General features: G+C 62.0%; 16 protein-coding genes and 2 tRNA genes. 7 read left to right on the forward strand and 11 right to left on the reverse strand.

The window, feature by feature from the left end; all coding sequences use genetic code 11:
- Positions 1 to 137: 137 nt before the first annotated feature.
- From NDO48_RS10410 to NDO48_RS10425, 4 genes are all read right to left on the reverse strand, one after another.
- A complete protein-coding gene (locus NDO48_RS10410; protein ID WP_018427167.1) occupies positions 138 to 1,295 on the reverse strand; it encodes an amino acid ABC transporter permease in 1,158 nt (385 codons plus the stop codon).
- Positions 1,296 to 1,305: 10 nt separating this feature from the next.
- A complete protein-coding gene (locus NDO48_RS10415; protein ID WP_018427166.1) occupies positions 1,306 to 2,496 on the reverse strand; it encodes an amino acid ABC transporter permease in 1,191 nt (396 codons plus the stop codon).
- Between the two features lie 63 nt (positions 2,497 to 2,559).
- Positions 2,560 to 3,588 carry an amino acid ABC transporter substrate-binding protein gene (locus NDO48_RS10420; RefSeq protein WP_018427165.1) on the reverse strand — a complete coding sequence of 343 codons (1,029 nt, stop codon included), beginning with the start codon at positions 3,586 to 3,588 and terminating at the stop codon, positions 2,560 to 2,562.
- A 254-nt stretch (positions 3,589 to 3,842) separates the two neighbouring features.
- On the reverse strand, positions 3,843 to 4,730 hold the full coding sequence (locus NDO48_RS10425; protein ID WP_267321431.1) for a phosphatase PAP2 family protein: 888 nt from the start codon (positions 4,728 to 4,730) through the stop codon (positions 3,843 to 3,845).
- Between NDO48_RS10425 and NDO48_RS10430 the strand changes: the two genes are divergently transcribed.
- On the forward strand, positions 4,729 to 5,904 hold the full coding sequence (locus NDO48_RS10430; protein ID WP_267321432.1) for a cystathionine beta-lyase: 1,176 nt from the start codon (positions 4,729 to 4,731) through the stop codon (positions 5,902 to 5,904). The genes NDO48_RS10425 and NDO48_RS10430 overlap by 2 nt on opposite strands.
- 73 nt (positions 5,905 to 5,977) lie before the next feature.
- The gene (locus NDO48_RS10435; RefSeq protein ID WP_267321433.1) at positions 5,978 to 6,487 is read left to right on the forward strand and encodes a cupin domain-containing protein; all 510 of its coding nucleotides are present in this window, start codon (positions 5,978 to 5,980) and stop codon (positions 6,485 to 6,487) included.
- A gap of 35 nt (positions 6,488 to 6,522) precedes the next feature.
- Here NDO48_RS10435 and NDO48_RS10440 read toward each other — a convergent pair.
- A tRNA-Arg gene (locus tag NDO48_RS10440) sits at positions 6,523 to 6,599 on the reverse strand.
- Between the two features lie 40 nt (positions 6,600 to 6,639).
- On the reverse strand, positions 6,640 to 6,945 hold the full coding sequence (locus NDO48_RS10445) for an ETC complex I subunit (protein WP_018427161.1): 306 nt from the start codon (positions 6,943 to 6,945) through the stop codon (positions 6,640 to 6,642).
- A 189-nt stretch (positions 6,946 to 7,134) separates the two neighbouring features.
- On the opposite strand from NDO48_RS10445, the gene NDO48_RS10450 reads away from it, so the two are divergent.
- Positions 7,135 to 7,211: transfer RNA gene (locus NDO48_RS10450), tRNA-Pro, on the forward strand.
- Positions 7,212 to 7,566: 355 nt separating this feature from the next.
- Here the strand turns inward: NDO48_RS10450 and NDO48_RS10455 are convergent.
- The gene (locus tag NDO48_RS10455) at positions 7,567 to 8,586 is read right to left on the reverse strand and encodes a porin (protein WP_267321434.1); all 1,020 of its coding nucleotides are present in this window, start codon (positions 8,584 to 8,586) and stop codon (positions 7,567 to 7,569) included.
- Positions 8,587 to 8,849: 263 nt separating this feature from the next.
- Positions 8,850 to 9,554 carry an antitoxin Xre/MbcA/ParS toxin-binding domain-containing protein gene (locus NDO48_RS10460; RefSeq protein WP_267321435.1) on the reverse strand — a complete coding sequence of 235 codons (705 nt, stop codon included), beginning with the start codon at positions 9,552 to 9,554 and terminating at the stop codon, positions 8,850 to 8,852.
- Positions 9,555 to 10,159: 605 nt separating this feature from the next.
- Here NDO48_RS10460 and NDO48_RS10465 point away from each other — a divergent pair.
- Complete coding sequence (locus tag NDO48_RS10465) at positions 10,160 to 11,260, forward strand: helix-turn-helix transcriptional regulator (RefSeq protein ID WP_267321436.1); 1,101 nt, start codon at positions 10,160 to 10,162, stop codon at positions 11,258 to 11,260.
- A gap of 75 nt (positions 11,261 to 11,335) precedes the next feature.
- Positions 11,336 to 11,614, forward strand: a complete 279-nt coding sequence (locus NDO48_RS10470; RefSeq protein WP_267321437.1) for a hypothetical protein — start codon at positions 11,336 to 11,338, stop codon at positions 11,612 to 11,614.
- A 4-nt stretch (positions 11,615 to 11,618) separates the two neighbouring features.
- Here NDO48_RS10470 and hdaA read toward each other — a convergent pair whose 3' ends face one another.
- From hdaA to NDO48_RS10485, 3 genes are read right to left on the reverse strand one after another with little or no spacing between them, the layout of a single operon-like run.
- The gene (hdaA, locus tag NDO48_RS10475) at positions 11,619 to 12,320 is read right to left on the reverse strand and encodes a DnaA regulatory inactivator HdaA (protein ID WP_018427156.1); all 702 of its coding nucleotides are present in this window, start codon (positions 12,318 to 12,320) and stop codon (positions 11,619 to 11,621) included.
- Between the two features lie 2 nt (positions 12,321 to 12,322).
- On the reverse strand, positions 12,323 to 13,483 hold the full coding sequence (locus NDO48_RS10480) for an AI-2E family transporter (RefSeq protein ID WP_018427155.1): 1,161 nt from the start codon (positions 13,481 to 13,483) through the stop codon (positions 12,323 to 12,325).
- Positions 13,455 to 14,012 carry a CDP-alcohol phosphatidyltransferase family protein gene (locus NDO48_RS10485; RefSeq protein ID WP_267321438.1) on the reverse strand — a complete coding sequence of 186 codons (558 nt, stop codon included), beginning with the start codon at positions 14,010 to 14,012 and terminating at the stop codon, positions 13,455 to 13,457. Before NDO48_RS10485 ends, NDO48_RS10480 begins: the two co-directional genes overlap by 29 nt.
- A gap of 189 nt (positions 14,013 to 14,201) precedes the next feature.
- Here NDO48_RS10485 and purM point away from each other — a divergent pair, with 189 nt between their 5' ends.
- Together purM and purN are read left to right on the forward strand one after the other, a co-directional pair.
- Entirely contained in the window at positions 14,202 to 15,266 is a 1,065-nt protein-coding gene (gene purM, locus NDO48_RS10490; protein ID WP_267321439.1) for a phosphoribosylformylglycinamidine cyclo-ligase, read from the forward strand.
- Positions 15,263 to 15,970 carry a phosphoribosylglycinamide formyltransferase gene (purN, locus tag NDO48_RS10495; RefSeq protein WP_018427152.1) on the forward strand — a complete coding sequence of 236 codons (708 nt, stop codon included), beginning with the start codon at positions 15,263 to 15,265 and terminating at the stop codon, positions 15,968 to 15,970. The genes purM and purN overlap by 4 nt, the downstream gene beginning before the upstream one ends.
- Positions 15,971 to 15,978 lie beyond the last annotated feature (8 nt).

Below are 15,978 nucleotides of genomic sequence, written 5' to 3' on the forward strand. Positions count from 1 at the left end.
GCCATACCACTTGTGCATGCCGACGATGTCGATGGCGACATCCGTCGTCGAGATATGCATCTTGGCGCGATCGACCTTCAGTTCGTCTGCGCTGACTGCGTTTTCGGTGGCCATAGGCCTCTCCCCCTTTTCTTATCCTAGCGCTTGTGACCGGTATCTAGCCGGTGTTCCATGTAGATAGAATAGCGCGACATGCCGAAACAGAACATCCAGAATACGAGGGCCGCAAAGACGAGGCCCGAGGCCGGGGTCTGCGGAGAGGCCCAGGCTGCATCCGAGAAGTTCTGCCTGACAACGCCGAGCAGGTCGAACATCGAGATGATGTAGACGAGGCTGGTGTCCTTGAACATGCCGATGAAGGTGTTGACGATCCCGGGGATCACCAGCTTCAACGCCTGCGGCAGGATGATCAGCCCGGTTTTCTGCCAATAACTGAGACCGAGCGAATCGGCCCCCTCATATTGTCCCTTCGGGATGGCCTGCAAGCCACCGCGCACCACCTCCGCCATGTAGGCCGAGGCGAACAGCGACACGCCGATCAGCGCCCGCAGGAATTTGTCGAAGCTGACGCCGGCAGGCAGGAACAGCGGCAGCATGACGCTGGCCATGAACAGCACAGTGATCAGCGGCACGCCACGCACGGTCTCGATGAAGATGACGCTGAGCATCTTGACCACCGGCATCTTGGAGCGCCGTCCGAGCGCCAGCAGAATGCCCAGCGGCAGCGACACCACGATGCCGACGAAGGACAGCGTCAGCGTCACCATCAGGCCGCCCCATAGCGGGGTTTCGACATGGTTCAGGCCGAAGCGTCCGCCGACCAGCAGGAAGTACGAGACCACTGGCAACGCAAGGAACAGCAGGAATGCGTTCAAGCCCTTGCGCGGCACACGCGGGATCATCATCGGCACAAGCAGCGCCACGAACAGGATCGCCACCAGGATGACGCGCCAGCGCTCGTCGAGCGGATAGCGACCAAACATGAACTGACCGAACTTGGCGTTGACGAAAGCCCAGCAGGCTCCGGACCAGCCCTCAGGCTGAATACCGCCCTGCGCCACCGTGGCGCAGAAGGTGCGGTCGGTACCGGTCCACTGAGCCTGGATGAGCGCCCAGTCCACCAGCGGCGGCACGATAAACGCGACAATCAGCAGGCCGATGATGGTGAGGACCGAATCGTAAGGATTGGCAAACAGGTTCTTGCGCATCCAGGCGATCGGCCCGCGCTCCCGTGGCGGCGCCGGTTGCGGCAGCGCCATTTCGGTGCGGACGTAGCTAAGGTCGTTTTGCGACATGTCCGCCTCCTTACCTTTCCACCAATGCCATCTTGGCATTGAACCAGTTCATGAAGGCAGATGTGATCAGGCTGAGGCCGAGATAGACGACCATCCAGATAACCACGATCTCGATCGCCTGACCGGTCTGGTTGAGCACCGTGCCGCCCACGGCGACCAGATCGGGATAACCGATGGCAATCGCCAACGACGAGTTCTTGGTCAGGTTGAGGAACTGGCTGGTCAGCGGCGGAATAACGATGCGCAGCGCCTGCGGGATGACCACCAGCCTGAGCGTCGGACCCGAACGCAGGCCGAGTGCCGCCGAAGCCTCGCTCTGGCCTCGGTTCACGCCGCGAATGCCGGCGCGCACGATCTCGGCGATGAAGGCGGCCGTGTAGAACGACAAGGCGAGGTAGAGCGACAGGAACTCCGGCTTGATCTGCATGCCGCCAGTCAGATTGAAAGTAGACTTCTGCGGGAAGTTGAAGCTCGCCGGAAAGCCGGTCGCGACAAGCGCCAGGAGCGGCAGGCCGACAATCAAGGCGATCGACGTCCACAGCACCGGGAAAGTCTGGCCGGTCGCCATCTGCCTTTGCTTCGCCGCGCGCGCCACGAAGATCGACATCGCAACCCCCAAGAGGAATGCCACGCCGATAAGCCATGAGCCCTCCCCCCACATCAGCTTGGGGAAGTAGAAGCCTCGGCTGTTGAGATAGGAGCCGAAGGGCAGCTCGATGCTCTCCTTTGGCAGCGGCAGCACCGAAAGCACACCGAAATACCAGAAGAAGATCACCAGGAGCGGCGGAATGTTGCGGAACAGCTCGACATAGACGGTGCAGATCTTGCGGATCAGCCAGTTGTTCGAAAGCCGCCCGACGCCGATGACGAAGCCGAGGATCGAGGCCGTGACGATGCCGGCTCCAGCAACGACGACCGTGTTGATCAGGCCGACGATCAACGCACGTTTGTAGGTCGAGTCGGAATCGTAGGCGATCAGCGTATCGCTGAGGTCGAAGCCAGCACGTCCGTTGAGGAAAGCGAAGCCCGAAGCGATGTTTGCACGCTTGAGGTTTTCGACCGTATTGCCAACGATCCACCAGATAAGCGCGGCGAGCGCCGCGATAACCAAGACCTGAACGAAGATGCCGCGCACCTTCGGGTCATAGAGTAGCGACGCGCGGCCGCCCCCTACGCCATGGGGAATGTCCTGCGTAGCCATCAGAAGTCCCTCTGATAGAGAAACCGGAAGGCAGGAGACCTGCCTTCCGGATCAGACTTCGGATCAGCGGATCGGCGGTGCGTACTGCAGACCGCCCTTGGTCCAGAGCGCATTGATGCCGCGGGCAATCTTCAGCGGGCTGCCCTGGCCGACATTGCGTTCGAACAGTTCGCCGTAGTTGCCCACGGCCTTGACGATGTTGACGACCCAGTCGTTGCCGAGGCCGAGATCGGTGCCGATCTTGGTGTCTGCCTCGGTGCCGAGCACGCGCTTGATCTCAGGATTGCCCGAGTTCTTCATCTCCTCGACATTGGCCTGGGTGATGCCCAGCTCTTCCGCCGTCAGCAGCGCGAAATAGGTCCACTTGACGATGTGGTACCACTTGTCGTCGCCCTGGCGCGTAGCCGGTCCGAGCGGCTCCTTGGAAATGATCTCGGGCAGGACGACGTGGTCGTCCGGCGAGCCCAGTGTCAGGCGAATGCCGTAGAGGCCCGACTGGTCGGTCGTATAGACGTCGCAACGGCCGGCGTCATAGGCGGCATTGACCTCTTCAAGCTTCTCGAAGACGACCGGGTTGTACTCCATCTTGTTCGCCTTGAAGTAGTCGGCGAGATTGAGTTCGGTCGTCGTGCCCGTCTGCACGCAGACGGCTGCGCCCGACAGCTGGAGCGCAGAATTCACGCCCGGCAGCTTCTTGGCATTGATCATGAAGCCCTGGCCGTCGAAATAGGTGACGCCGGCGAAGTTCAGGCCGAGTGCGGTGTCGCGGTTGATCGTCCAGGTGGTGTTGCGCGAGAGAAGGTCGATTTCGCCCGATTGCAGAGCGGTGAAACGCTCCTTGGCCGAGAGCGGGGTGAACTTCACCTTGGTGCCGTCGCCGAAGACCGCCGCAGCCACTGCGCGGCAGAAGTCTGCGTCCAGGCCCGTCCAGTCGCCCTTGTCGTTCGGCGCCGAGAAGCCGGCCAGACCGGTGCTCACGCCGCACTGGACGAAACCCTTGGCCTTGATGTCCGAAAGCGTGTCAGCCGAAGCCGAGGTTGCCATGGCGCCGAGTGCAGCCGCCCCGAGAATCCCCGAAATGATGTATTTCATGACCCACGAACCCTTTTCTGTTTTTCCAGGCTTGGTGCCTGTCTTTTTGAATTTGTGAACTCAGCATCCCCTGTCCGGCCCATTTCCGGATTGCGCGTCCTGGCGGCGCGCTTTTGCTGCAGTCCGGTTCACCAGTGCATCGAAGGCGATAATTCTTATCAGGTCAAGCAATAAAGCCGGCCATACGACCAACATACAAGAGCATCGGAAATCGCTTCCGTGGCGTCAGGTTACGACGCAAGCAGCAATATGCTTCAAACTTGGGCGAGCGGCCGTTTTCTTTGCCGAAGACCGGTTGCGACCGGCAAGGTTTGCCCCGGACGCAAGTGGAAACCGACGCGCCGCCGGGCAAAGAATCGCGCCATCACCACGGTCAGCACGAAGCCGAACAGGAAGCCTGCGGCCACATCCGACGGATAATGCGCCACGGCTGGCACGCGGAAACTGGAAAACACCAGCCCGGCGATGCCGATCGGCAGCCAGTAGCGCGGAAACCAGATCATCAGCACGGCGGCAACCGCGCCGAGCGTGGTCGAATGACCGGAAGGAAAGCTGGTGAAATACTTGTTCACCACGAACGGGTCGAAATGGTAGGCGCCGAATTCGCCGAACATCCACGGCCGGGCCCGGCCGACCATGATCTTCACAACGTTGACGGCAATGCCGGTGATGGCCACAGCGCCGAACATGAATGCCGCCTGGCTGAAGATGACCACCAGTCGCGACCTGACGCGGTAGCCATTGCCCTTCCAGTCCGCTGTCGCCGATGCCAGGTACACCACGAAGGCGGGCACCAGATACCACTCCGACTTGCCGGTCTGGCTCGCCTCGGCCAGCCAGCTCATCAGCCGGTTGCGATGCGACAGCATGAAGTCCATCACGCGCGCATCGAACGGAAACAGCAGCAGGACCGCAGCCGCACCACAGAGCACCAGCAACGTCAGCTGGCGGGTCCACACCGGCTCGGGCGCTCCCACCGGCGATCGCCACATGCGGCGCCAGGAAAAGGCTATGGTGCCGGCCAACCGCCCGAACACGCCGCCCGGCCAGATCTGGCCCAGCCGAAGCCGCGGCCGCGGCGATTGCGCCTGTTTGTTCGGCGCACTATGGCTGGCGTCTTCGCTGAAAGGATGCGGATTCATGTCTCGAGACAACGGTAGGATCAAAGGCGTCAACACGCGGCTCGCGCATGCAGGCAACGATCCACACGGCTTTCACGGCTTTGTCAATCCGCCGGTCGTGCACGCCTCGACCGTTCTCTTCCCTAATGCTGCGACGATGGCGGCGCGTGATCAAAAATACACATATGGCACCCGCGGCACGCCGACGACGGACGCGCTCTGCGCAGCCATCGACGAACTGGAAGGTTCGGCCGGAACCATCGCCGTACCCTCGGGCCTTGCGGCGGTCACCATCCCCCTGCTCGGCTTCCTGTCTTCGGGCGATCACATCCTGATCACCGATTCGGTCTACTATCCGACCCGTCATTTCGCCGACACCATGCTCAAGCGCCTTGGCATCGAGGTCGACTATTACGACCCGCATGTCGGCGCCGGCATCGCCGCGCTGATCAAGCCGAACACGAAGGTGGTGTTCACCGAATCGCCGGCATCGAACACTTTCGAGATCCAGGACATCCCGGCCATATCAAAGGCGGCGCATGCGGTGGGCGCGATCGTCATGATGGACAACACTTGGGCGACGCCGCTCTATTTCAAGGCGCTCGATTTCGGCGTCGACGTCACCATCCACGCCGCCACCAAATATCCGGCCGGTCATTCGGACGTACTGAGCGGCACTGTTTCGGCCAATGCCGAATGCTGGCCGCGCCTCAGCGAGGCGTTCGTTACGCTCGGTTGCTGTGCCGGCCCCGACGACGTCTACCAGGTGCTGCGCGGCCTGCGCACCATGGGCGTCCGCCTTGCCCATCATGAAAAGAGCGCGCTTGACATCGCGCGCTGGCTCGAAGGCCAGCCAGGCGTCTCGCGCGTGCTGCACCCGGGCCTCGAAAGCCACCCAGACCACAAGCTGTTCAAGCGCGACTTCGGCGGCTCGAGCGGCATCTTCTCGGTGGTGCTGTCAGGCGGCGGACAGAAGAAGGCGCACGCCTTCCTCGATACGCTCGAAATTTTCGGCCTCGGCTATTCCTGGGGTGGCTTCGAGAGCTTGGCCGTGCATGTCAGTGTCGCCGACCGCAAGGTGGCCAAGGGCCCGTATGAGGGACCGATCATCCGCCTGCAGATCGGCCTCGAAGATATTGCCGACCTCAAGCAAGACATTTCCGCCGGGCTGTCCGCAGCGAACGCGGCGGAATAAGGTCGGACAACCATCGTCTCTGCCGATGACAGCCTGAGCGGCCAGAACCGGCCGACATTTCTGGAGGTGCGACATGACAACGTCCGACCGCCCCACCGAGATTGCCCACTGGACCGAAATCGAGCGTCCGGACGGCGACACATTCGCAGGCACCACCGAATTGCGGGGCATCGGTGCGTCACTTGCCGCGCATTTCGGCCTGCATCGGCTGGGCATCCATCATGTCCGGCTTCCACCAGGCCGGCGCACGTCCTTCCCGCACGCCGAAAGCCTGGAAGAAGAGTTCGTCTACGTGCTGGAGGGCGAGCCTGACGCCTGGCTTGATGGCAACCTGCACCGTTTGAAGCCGGGTGACTCCGTCGGCTTCCCGGCGGGCACCGGGCTGGCACACAGCTTCCTCAACAACAGCGACGCCGAGGTGCGGCTTCTGGTGGTCGGCGAAGCCAACAAGGCCGAGAACCGCATCGTCTATCCACGCAATCTGGAGCGCAAAGCAGTTCGTGATGACTGGTGGGAAGACGCACCGCGGCGTGTTCTGGGCGACCATGACGGCCTGCCCGACAGGCAGCGCATCAAGCGCTAAGGGCACTCGTTGCAAAGTTGCGTGAAAGAAGAGGGTGGCGATCCCGACAGGATTCGAACCTGTGACCATCGGCTTAGAAGGCCGGTGCTCTATCCAGCTGAGCTACGGGACCGCAAGCCAGCCCGACCGGGCCGGCTGCAGCAGGACGGACGTCAGTGCGTCCAGGGTATCCTGCGGTCGAAACGGAAATTATCCGAGTAGGAAATCTGCCGGCGCTTGGCTTCCTTCGGCTCCTGCACGCGGAAGGCGATGCCCTCGCGCTCGGCATAAGCGACCGCTTCCTCGCGGGTCTCGAAGGTCAGCCTGATCTGGCTCTTCATGTCGCCGGAGCTGGTGTAGCCCATCAGCGGATCGATCTTCTTCGGCTTCTCGGCGTCGAATTCGAGCACCCAGTGCCCGGTCTTGGCTTTGCCCGACTGCATGGCGGTCTTGGCAGGGCTGAAAATTCGCGCAGACATCACAAACCTCTTCGACGATTCCGCGCAGCGGCGCGGACATCCAGATGCGCCGTCAATACTGTGCAATCGCAGCCACTGCAAGGCTGAGGCGTCCCGGCGAACGGCGCTTCATGTGCAATGGCTTCATGTTTCGCTTTTTTGCCCTTGCCTTGTCCGCCGGAAGCCACTAGGCACGGCGTCGCAACGGTCCGGAGTGTAGCGCAGCCTGGTAGCGCACCTGATTTGGGATCAGGGGGTCGCAGGTTCGAATCCTGCCACTCCGACCAGCTTGCGACACCGAGGCGCCCAGCTTCGCCAATTCTCCCCGACATCCGCTGCTCCAGAAGCTCCGCCAATCTGCGGCCGCCTGCTCTCTGCCGAGCATGCTGCAGTTTGATCCAGCGCAAATAGTGCTGGTCGGATTTGGCTATGATCGCCTGCGTCGGGTGCAGGCGCCCTCCGAATGCACCCGAGCCAGCCTAGCTAACCCGCGTCGTATCCCCATTCGGCGCGGGCTTTTTCGCATACAGCACGAGCATTCCAGCGCCGCGCGCCGATCGACATGTCGCCCCAGCTAAGGGGCACAAACAGACAAACCCGGCGTGTTACCGCCGGGTTTGCGCTGCTTATCCTGGAGAACAATCAGAACGATGCGTCGAGGCGCAGGAAGCCGCTGAACGAACCGTCTGCATAGCTGTCGCCATCGTTGTAGTTGACGGCCAGCTTGGCATTCAGGTTTTCGACGATCTTGTAGTCGACGACCGCACCGATGGCCCAGTCATTGGCGTTGAGATCGACGGTCTGGCCGGTGATGAGATTGCCGACATGACGATCACCGAAGTACTGACCACCAGCACCAACCGACAGGCCGGCGTTGATCTGGTACTTCGCGTAGCCACCGACCGACCACTCATAGCCGGAATACGGAGCAAGCAGGCCAAACCAGGTCGCACCCGTTTCGTAGGTGGCGATGGCCTGAAGGGTCAGAGCGTCGGTTGCCTTGACGTTGACGATGCCCTTGAGGGCGATTTCCGAGAAGCGATCGTCGTAGCCAGCGTACAGATTGACCGAACCCCAACCCTGGGCGATCGAGACCTTGCCGGTGACGAGCGGGACGTAGTCGAAATTGGTACCTTCTTCTTCCAGGCCAACCGACACCGCAATGCCTTCGCCGGCATTGAAGGTGTAGCGGATCTGGTTGATGAAGGTGCCGCCGCCCTTGTCGAACTCACCATCGACGCCACCATCGAACAACGTATCGGTGCGACCGACCGTCAGACCGCCGAGCTCGAAGTAAGCGTAGCGAATCCACATGTCAGTGGTGTCGGAATAGCCTCCGGGACCATACGTGCCGCCGTCATTCTGCCAATGCAGTTCGATGTAGCGACGGAACGTGCCGTATTCGGTTTCCGAACGGGCATCGAGCTTCAGACGGGCAGCCGAATACTTCCTCCAGCCGTCATCGGTGTCCTTCCAGTCGATCTGATAACGAACCAGGCCGCCGACCTTCAGGCAGGTCTCGGTGCCGGGAATGTAGTAGAAGCCCGCTCCGTAGACGTCGCAGATGCGGACATACTCCATCGGCTCCGGTTCAGCGACGACGACTGCGTCAGCTGCATGAGCGCCCGAAACCGCGAGCAACGCCGCAGCAGAACCGAGCATAATCTCCCTAATATTCATTATCTAACCTCAATAGGAAATTCGTATGTGACGACACGGAAAAAGATTTCTATCCGTGACTTCGGCGACCAGAAGTGAAGAAAAATTCACATCCGCAATTATCGCTCTCACGCCATTTCAAATATTTCAAATCTATATTCTGAAAATCACCACTCGATTATATCGATCTGATAAGCACGTGATATAAATTCAACCATAATTTAGACAAATAGAACCAACAACACGAATGGCACAAACGGAACAATTCAAATCGGCCTTGCTTCTGAATACTTCTCGGCAGCCAAAACGACTTCCGTGACAATATCCTGGCGTAGCAATTCGATCGGCGTGCGGCCATTGAGTTCGGGAGACGCTTGCACCATCCAGAACCATGCGTTCCTTGGATTGGGTATCCGCTGAAGCACTTCCCGAATGCCGGAAGCGGGCCTGCCGTCTACAAACTGCGCCAACGGATACACGTGGCGCTGGCGCCCCTTCCTCAATGCAACGACCTCGTTGCAGCGGTGCCACCGGTGCAGGGTCGATCGCGGTATTCGAAGGGTTCCTTCGAGATAAGTCGCACCCGCAACGCGACCGGCCCAGTCTTCGATGACCGACGATTCGAGATCGGCACTGCGAGTTTGGCCGAGAAGCGGAAGCTTGACCTCGGGCTGCCCCGGAGATCTCCCCTCCTCATTCGCCAACCTCGAAGCCTCGGCAGCGAGGGCATGAATGAACTGTGAAGCGAGGCCTGCGAGATCAACCCCACGACCATCGGGAAGACGGCTGTCACCAAGGCCATCGGCTCGGAGTTGCAGGCCGCTTTTGCCGAGGAGGTTCGGCACGACGTAAGCCGCCCTCACGCCAGAAAAACTTGCGTCATGCGCTAAAATTCGTTCAAATTCCTTTGAGATAAAATCGACGTATTCGTTGATCAAATCCATTCCACTATGACGTATTGCTTCATCCATTTTTTGAAATTTCCTCAGAAATACGCAGGCAATATCAATTGCGCTTCTTCTCAATTTCGGTATCAAGAAATTACTTATGTCGCGTCCGTTCAGACGACAGAGCAAGGACGCCCAATGCCTATTTCAGGAACTGGCAAAGCGCGGCAGGGCGCAACAGCGGCCTTTACCGATATGAAGCTGTGAAACCACTTCATCGACTTCCTCCCCTCGATGCTGGCTTCCCGAGCCCAGACTTGCGCTTGCGCTCAGCCCGGGTGGTCATAACGGACATGATTACAACGACCTCTGGGACATCGGCATAGTCGATCCGGACGATGCTTCACCCTCGAGCTAATAAATGATCCCGCTGGATGGCCTGGGACGATCGGTCCGATCAGACGGGCACGTTACGCCGGGCGGTAGACACTATGTGCAGCTCATTTTGCGCCGGTGCGCTTGATCTTGATCAAGGCAGAAAAGTCGCCGCTCTGCCCAATTGTGAACAGCAGAAATCAAATCCGGTTTTGCCTGGAATCATACGCCAGCTTATAGCAATGGCGTAAGATCAGTCGAAATCGAACGGTTCGACTTCGGCAGATCATCCACTGGGCGGGAGTGGCGGGCGATTGGCGGAGCTTTCCGAGCAATTCATCGATCAAATCTACGAGGCATCCTTCGTTCCGGAGAAGTGGCCGGCGCTGCTCGATGGGCTGGCGCAGGCCGTCGAAGGCATGGGCGGCTATCTGTTCACAATCAGCCAGGGCGCCTCGGCCTATGTCGCCTCGGAGGCGATCGCGCCGCATGTCGAGGCCTTCATGCGTGAAGGCTGGATGGCGGTCAACGGACGCGCCGCCCGGGCCTCGGCCATCGCCCATCCCGGCTTCATCACTGACCTCGACGCCTTCAGCGCCGACGAACTCGAAACCGAGCCGATCTATCGCGATTTCCTGCGCCCGAGAGGCATCGGCTGGGCGGCCGGCACGCATATCCCCATCCCGACCGGCGACGTCCTGTCGTTCAACCTCGAGCGCGAGACCGATCGCGGCCCGTTCGAGCGCCACTATGTCGACGCGCTCGACCGGATGCGCCCCCACATCGCGCGTGCGGCAATGGTCAGCGCTCGCCTCGGCCTGGAGAAAGCGCGCGCCGGCGCGGAGGCGCTGGAGGCGCTGGGCCTGCCTGCAGCCGTGCTTGGCGGACGCGGACAGTTGCTCGCCTGCAACGAGATGATGCACGAGCTGATTCCCACCACCGTCAGGGATGGCGCCGAAAGGCTGGAGATCACCGAGAAGAAGGCCGATGCCCTGCTCGGCACTGCGCTGTCGGCACTGGCCACCGGCATCCGCCGCGACATCGTGCAATCGTTTCCAATTGTCGGCGCAAACGAGAAGCCGGCCAGCGTCGCCCATCTTCTGCCGGTGCGCGGGTCGGCCCACGATCTCTTCAGCCGCATGCACAGCATCCTGGTCATCATGCCGATGCCCGGGCCTGGAGCTCCCTCGGCCCAGGTCCTGCAGGCCTTGTTCGACCTGACCCCCAGCGAGGCGCGCATCGCCTCGGCCCTGGCCGACGGCCGGTCCATCGATGCCATCGGCGTCGACTTCGGCATAGCGCGCGAGACGGTGCGCTCGCACCTGCGCTCGATCTTTGCCAAATCGGGGGTTTCGAAGCAGTCCTCGCTGGTTCGCCTGCTGCTTGGCATCACCTTACCGGGCACCGCAGGGTAAGTGGTCTCTAGACGAAGTGCCTACTCGACATCGCGTGGGTGAGCTGCACAACTGGCCCCGGGGAGGACCTTCGCTTTGCCGTTTCTCGACCTCTATCTCGCCCAGCTCATCGATCCGTTCCGCATCGGCCTGCTCGCCGCGCTGCTGCTGACGGCCGCCAACACCGCGCCGACGTTGAACCGCTGGATCCCGATCGTGCTCGGCGTCGTCTTCGTGGCGGTGCTCATTCCGTACAGCTTCGGCTCGTCCGAAGACATCGCCAAGGCGTTTGCGGTCGGCGTGGGGCTGATTTCCAACGTCACGTTGCTGGCAGTGCTGCTTGGAGCCAAGGCGCTCTACACGCGCCTGGCCTGAGGGCTCAGAGTTCCAGTTCGCCCTGCCCTGCGTCGAGGGCGTTGACCGTCTCGGCGGCCAGCGTTCGGGTAATGCGTGTCTGCTGCTCAAGCGCGGCACGATCGAGCCGCTCGACGATGTTGATGGCGGTGGACAGCGACCGCTCGATGCGGCGAACGAGGAATTGCACGACATGCGGCTCGACCTCGACCTGCCGGTCGGCGAACAGCTTGGTGATGACGCCGGCCAGCAGAAGATCGTCAGGTTCCTCGATCTCGACGGTCGCCGCTGCCTTGAGGCGCGAGGCGAGGTCCGGCAGCGTCACGCCCCAGGCGGACGGAAAGCTGCGCGCGGTCAGCAACAGGTGCGAGCCGGCGCCGCGCACGGTGTTGATGAGATGGAACAGCCCGTCCTGATCGAGTTTGCCCTGGTCGGCGTCGTCGATCAGCACGGGTGACGCGCCGATTTCGCCGACATGGGCGACGATATCGGATGCGCGGAGCTGGATCGCACCAGCATGTTCGCGCCAGATCGCCGCCAGATGTGACTTGCCCGAACCCGCGGGGCCGGCCAGCAACACCACGGGCGACGGCCAATCCGGCCAGCGGTCGATCAGGGCCGCCGCCTGGATGTTGGCCTGCGAGACGACCAGGTCGTCACGCGACAGCCCCGGCAGGTGACCGAGGTCGAGCGGCAGCTGGCGCGGTTTTTCGGGCGCGCTGGTCATGGTCATTTTTCCGGGCCGGAGTCGTCAGGCCCGGCGGCGGGAGCGTGTCCCGCATGGCCGTGATAGAGCGGCGACTCCAGATAGCGCGAGATGGCAAAGCGGACGAGGACGGCCACGGCGGCTGCGGCGGGAACGGCGACCAGCAGTCCGACGAAGCCGAACATGGCGCCGAAGGCGACAAGCGCGAACATCAGCCAGACCGGGTGGAGGCCGACGCTCTTGCCGACGAGGCGAGGCTGCAGAATGTTGCCCTCGATGAACTGGCCGACGAAGAACACGGCGGCCACGGCCACGACCATGGTCCAGTCGGGCCAGAACTGCACGACGGCGACGCCCACCGAGAGCACCAGCCCGAGCAGCGAGCCGACATAGGGGATGAAGCTGACGAGGCCGGCGAAGAGGCCGATCAGCACGCCGAAGTTCAAGCCGGTCAGCGTCAGGCCGACAGCATAGATGATGCCGAGGATAATGCAGAGCGTGCCCTGGCCACGGACAAAACCGGCAATGGCGGTGTTGATGTCGCGCGCGATCTGCCTGACGGTCCCGACATGGTCGCGAGGGATCCAGCTGTCGACCACCGATACCATGCGATCCCAGTCGAGCAGCATGTAGAAGGCGACGACCGGCGTGACCACAAACAGGCTGGCGATGGAAAACAGCGCCACACCCGAGCTCCAGATCGACTTGAAGACGGTGGTGAGGAAACCGAAGCCGGCACTCAGGAGAGAGTTCAGCCCCTCGCGCAAGCCGGCGGCGTCGACGCCGAAGCGCTGCTCCAGCCATTGCGGGTTGAAGTTGGTGACCAGTTGCTGGAGCTTTTCGACATAGCCCGGCACTTTGGCGGCAAAATCCGCCATCTGCGAGGCGAGTACCGGGATCAGCACCACCAGCGCCAGGGTCAGAATGACGATGAAACAGATGAGGATCACGACGGTCGCCATCAGGCGCGACAGTCCAAGCCGCTGCAGCCGGTCGGCGACCGGATCGAGGAAATAGGCAAGCGCCATGCCGGCCACGAAGGGCAGAAGGATGTTGCTGAACAGATAGAGGAACGCGACGAAAAGGAGGGCCGTGATCAGCCAGAAGCGGATCTGCTTACGGAAGGCCGCCGCTGCAGCAGCTTCCAGCGCCTCGTTATCGATCGGGAGTTTCGCCTTCGCCATAGCCGCTCATATGCCTCAGCCAAGCGACGAGATAGGCCGCCGCCGAAGCGACGGTCAAGAGGCCGGACACCGTTATCAACGCCGGGAGCAACAGGCCAAGGCCGAACTCGAAGGACAATTGGGCGAGCACGATCGCCGCAAGCACGATCTGAACTGCGGTGTTGATCTTGGAAACCATCAGCGGCTTCACCACCACCGGGTTGCCCATGACAGTGGACAACAACACCGCGCAGACGATGAGCGCGTCGCGCGACACCACCAGGATCACCAGCCATAGCGGCAGGTGGCCCATGATGCCGAGCACGACGAAGACGCTGACCAGGAGCAGCTTGTCGGCCATCGGGTCGAGATAGGCGCCGAGCTTGGAGTGCTGATTGAATTGGCGGGCGATGAAGCCGTCGACGGCATCGGAGACGCCCGCGACGACAAAGCCGGCGAAAGCCCAGTTCCAACTGCCTGATATCATGGCATAGATCACGCAAGGCACGAGAACGAGCCTCATGATCGTGATCATGTTCGGAATTGTCACTGCCCTGTCCCGTCCTTGTTTTACGATAGATGGGCCACAGCGTCGGCCGCCGCAAGTGACCGGCACCCGACCTTCCCTCTGTCCACGGCTTTGAAACCCCTTATGATGGGGGAAGGCCTCATTTGCTTGCGGGAACGGGCCGTTCATGCGAATAGCGCCCCAAAAGGCGCACGGCATCAGGATCTGACGATGAGCGAAGGCAAGAACGGTCTCACCTATGCGCAGGCGGGCGTCGACATCGACGCCGGAAACCTGATGGTGGAAAAGATCAAGCCGCTGGTGCGTTCGACGCGCCGGCCAGGCGCCGACAGCGAGATCGGCGGCTTCGGCGGCCTGTTCGATCTCAAGGCGGCCGGTTTCACCGACCCGATCCTGGTCGCGGCAAATGACGGCGTCGGCACCAAACTGAAGATCGCCATCGACGCCGGCAAGCACGACACGATCGGCATCGATCTCGTCGCCATGTGCGTCAACGACATCGTCGTTCAGGGCGCCGAGCCTCTGCTGTTCCTCGACTATTTCGCCACCGGCAAGCTCGACCCCGACCAGGGCGCCGATATCGTCTCCGGTATCGCCGAAGGCTGCCGCCAGGCAGGTTGCGCGCTGATCGGCGGCGAAACCGCCGAGATGCCCGGCATGTACCATGGCAACGACTACGATCTCGCCGGCTTCGCCGTCGGCGCTGCTGAGCGCGGCCAGCTGCTGCCCACCGACGACGTGGTCGAAGGTGACGTGCTGCTCGGCCTTGCTTCCTCGGGCGTGCATTCCAACGGCTATTCGCTGGTCCGCCGTATCGTCGAGCATTCCGGCCTCAAATGGGCCGACCGCGCGCCGTTCGCCGACGGCCCGACGCTGGCAGAGGCGCTGCTCGAGCCGACCCGCATCTATGTCAAGCCGCTGCTCAAGGCGATCCGCGAGACCCATGGCATCAAGGCGCTGGCCCACATCACCGGCGGCGGCTTCCCAGAAAACATCCCTAGGGTGCTGCCCAAGGATTTCTCGGCCGAACTCGACCTGTCGGCCATCGAGGTTCCCGCCGTCTTCTCCTGGCTGGCCAAGACCGGCGGCGTGGCGCCTGAAGAAATGATGCGCACCTTCAACTGCGGCATCGGCATGATCGCGGTCGTCGCCGCCGGCCAAGCAGCCCAGGTTGCCGCCGTGCTGCAGGAGGCCGGCGAGACCGTCGCCCCCATCGGCCGCATCGTGCCGCACCGCGACGCCGGCGTCATCTATCGCGGGTCGCTCGCCCTATGACCATCCAGCGCCGACGCACCGTCATCCTGATTTCCGGCCGCGGCTCCAACATGGCGTCGCTGATCGACGCGGCAGCGGATCCGGATTTTCCAGCAGAAATCGTCGGCGTCATTTCGGACAACGCCGACGCCAAGGGCTTGGGCATCGCCGCCAGTCGCGGCATCGCCACCAAGGTGGTGACCCGCGCCGACCATGCCAGCAAAGATGCGCATGACCGGGCGATCGACACCGAACTTGCCACCTTCGGCGCCGAGATCGTCGCACTTGCCGGTTACATGCGGCTTCTGACGTCAGGTTTCGTCGAGAAGTGGCAAGGCCGGATGATCAACATCCATCCCGCGCTGCTCCCCTCCTTCAAGGGCCTCGACACCCACAGCCGCGCGCTCGAAGCCGGCATCCGCGTGCATGGCTGCACCGTGCACTTCGTCACGCCCGCCATGGATGACGGGCCGATCATCGCCCAGGCCGCCGTTCCGGTGCTGATCGACGACGACGAGCCGGCGCTTTCGGCCCGCGTGCTCAAGGCCGAACACAGGCTCTATCCGTTGGCGCTCAAGCTGTTCGCCGAAGGCAAAGTGCGGATGGACGGCAACCGGACCGCATTCTCCGGCTTCACCGACGCCACCAGCCAGGACCACATCGCGGCGCCCACGCCGGCGCGCGAAGAGATCGACCTCGAACAACTGGCGCGCATCACCCCTTAAGGGAGATC

The organism is Aminobacter sp. MET-1, assembly GCF_026521175.1.
In the GTDB taxonomy this organism is placed as follows: domain Bacteria; phylum Pseudomonadota; class Alphaproteobacteria; order Rhizobiales; family Rhizobiaceae; genus Aminobacter.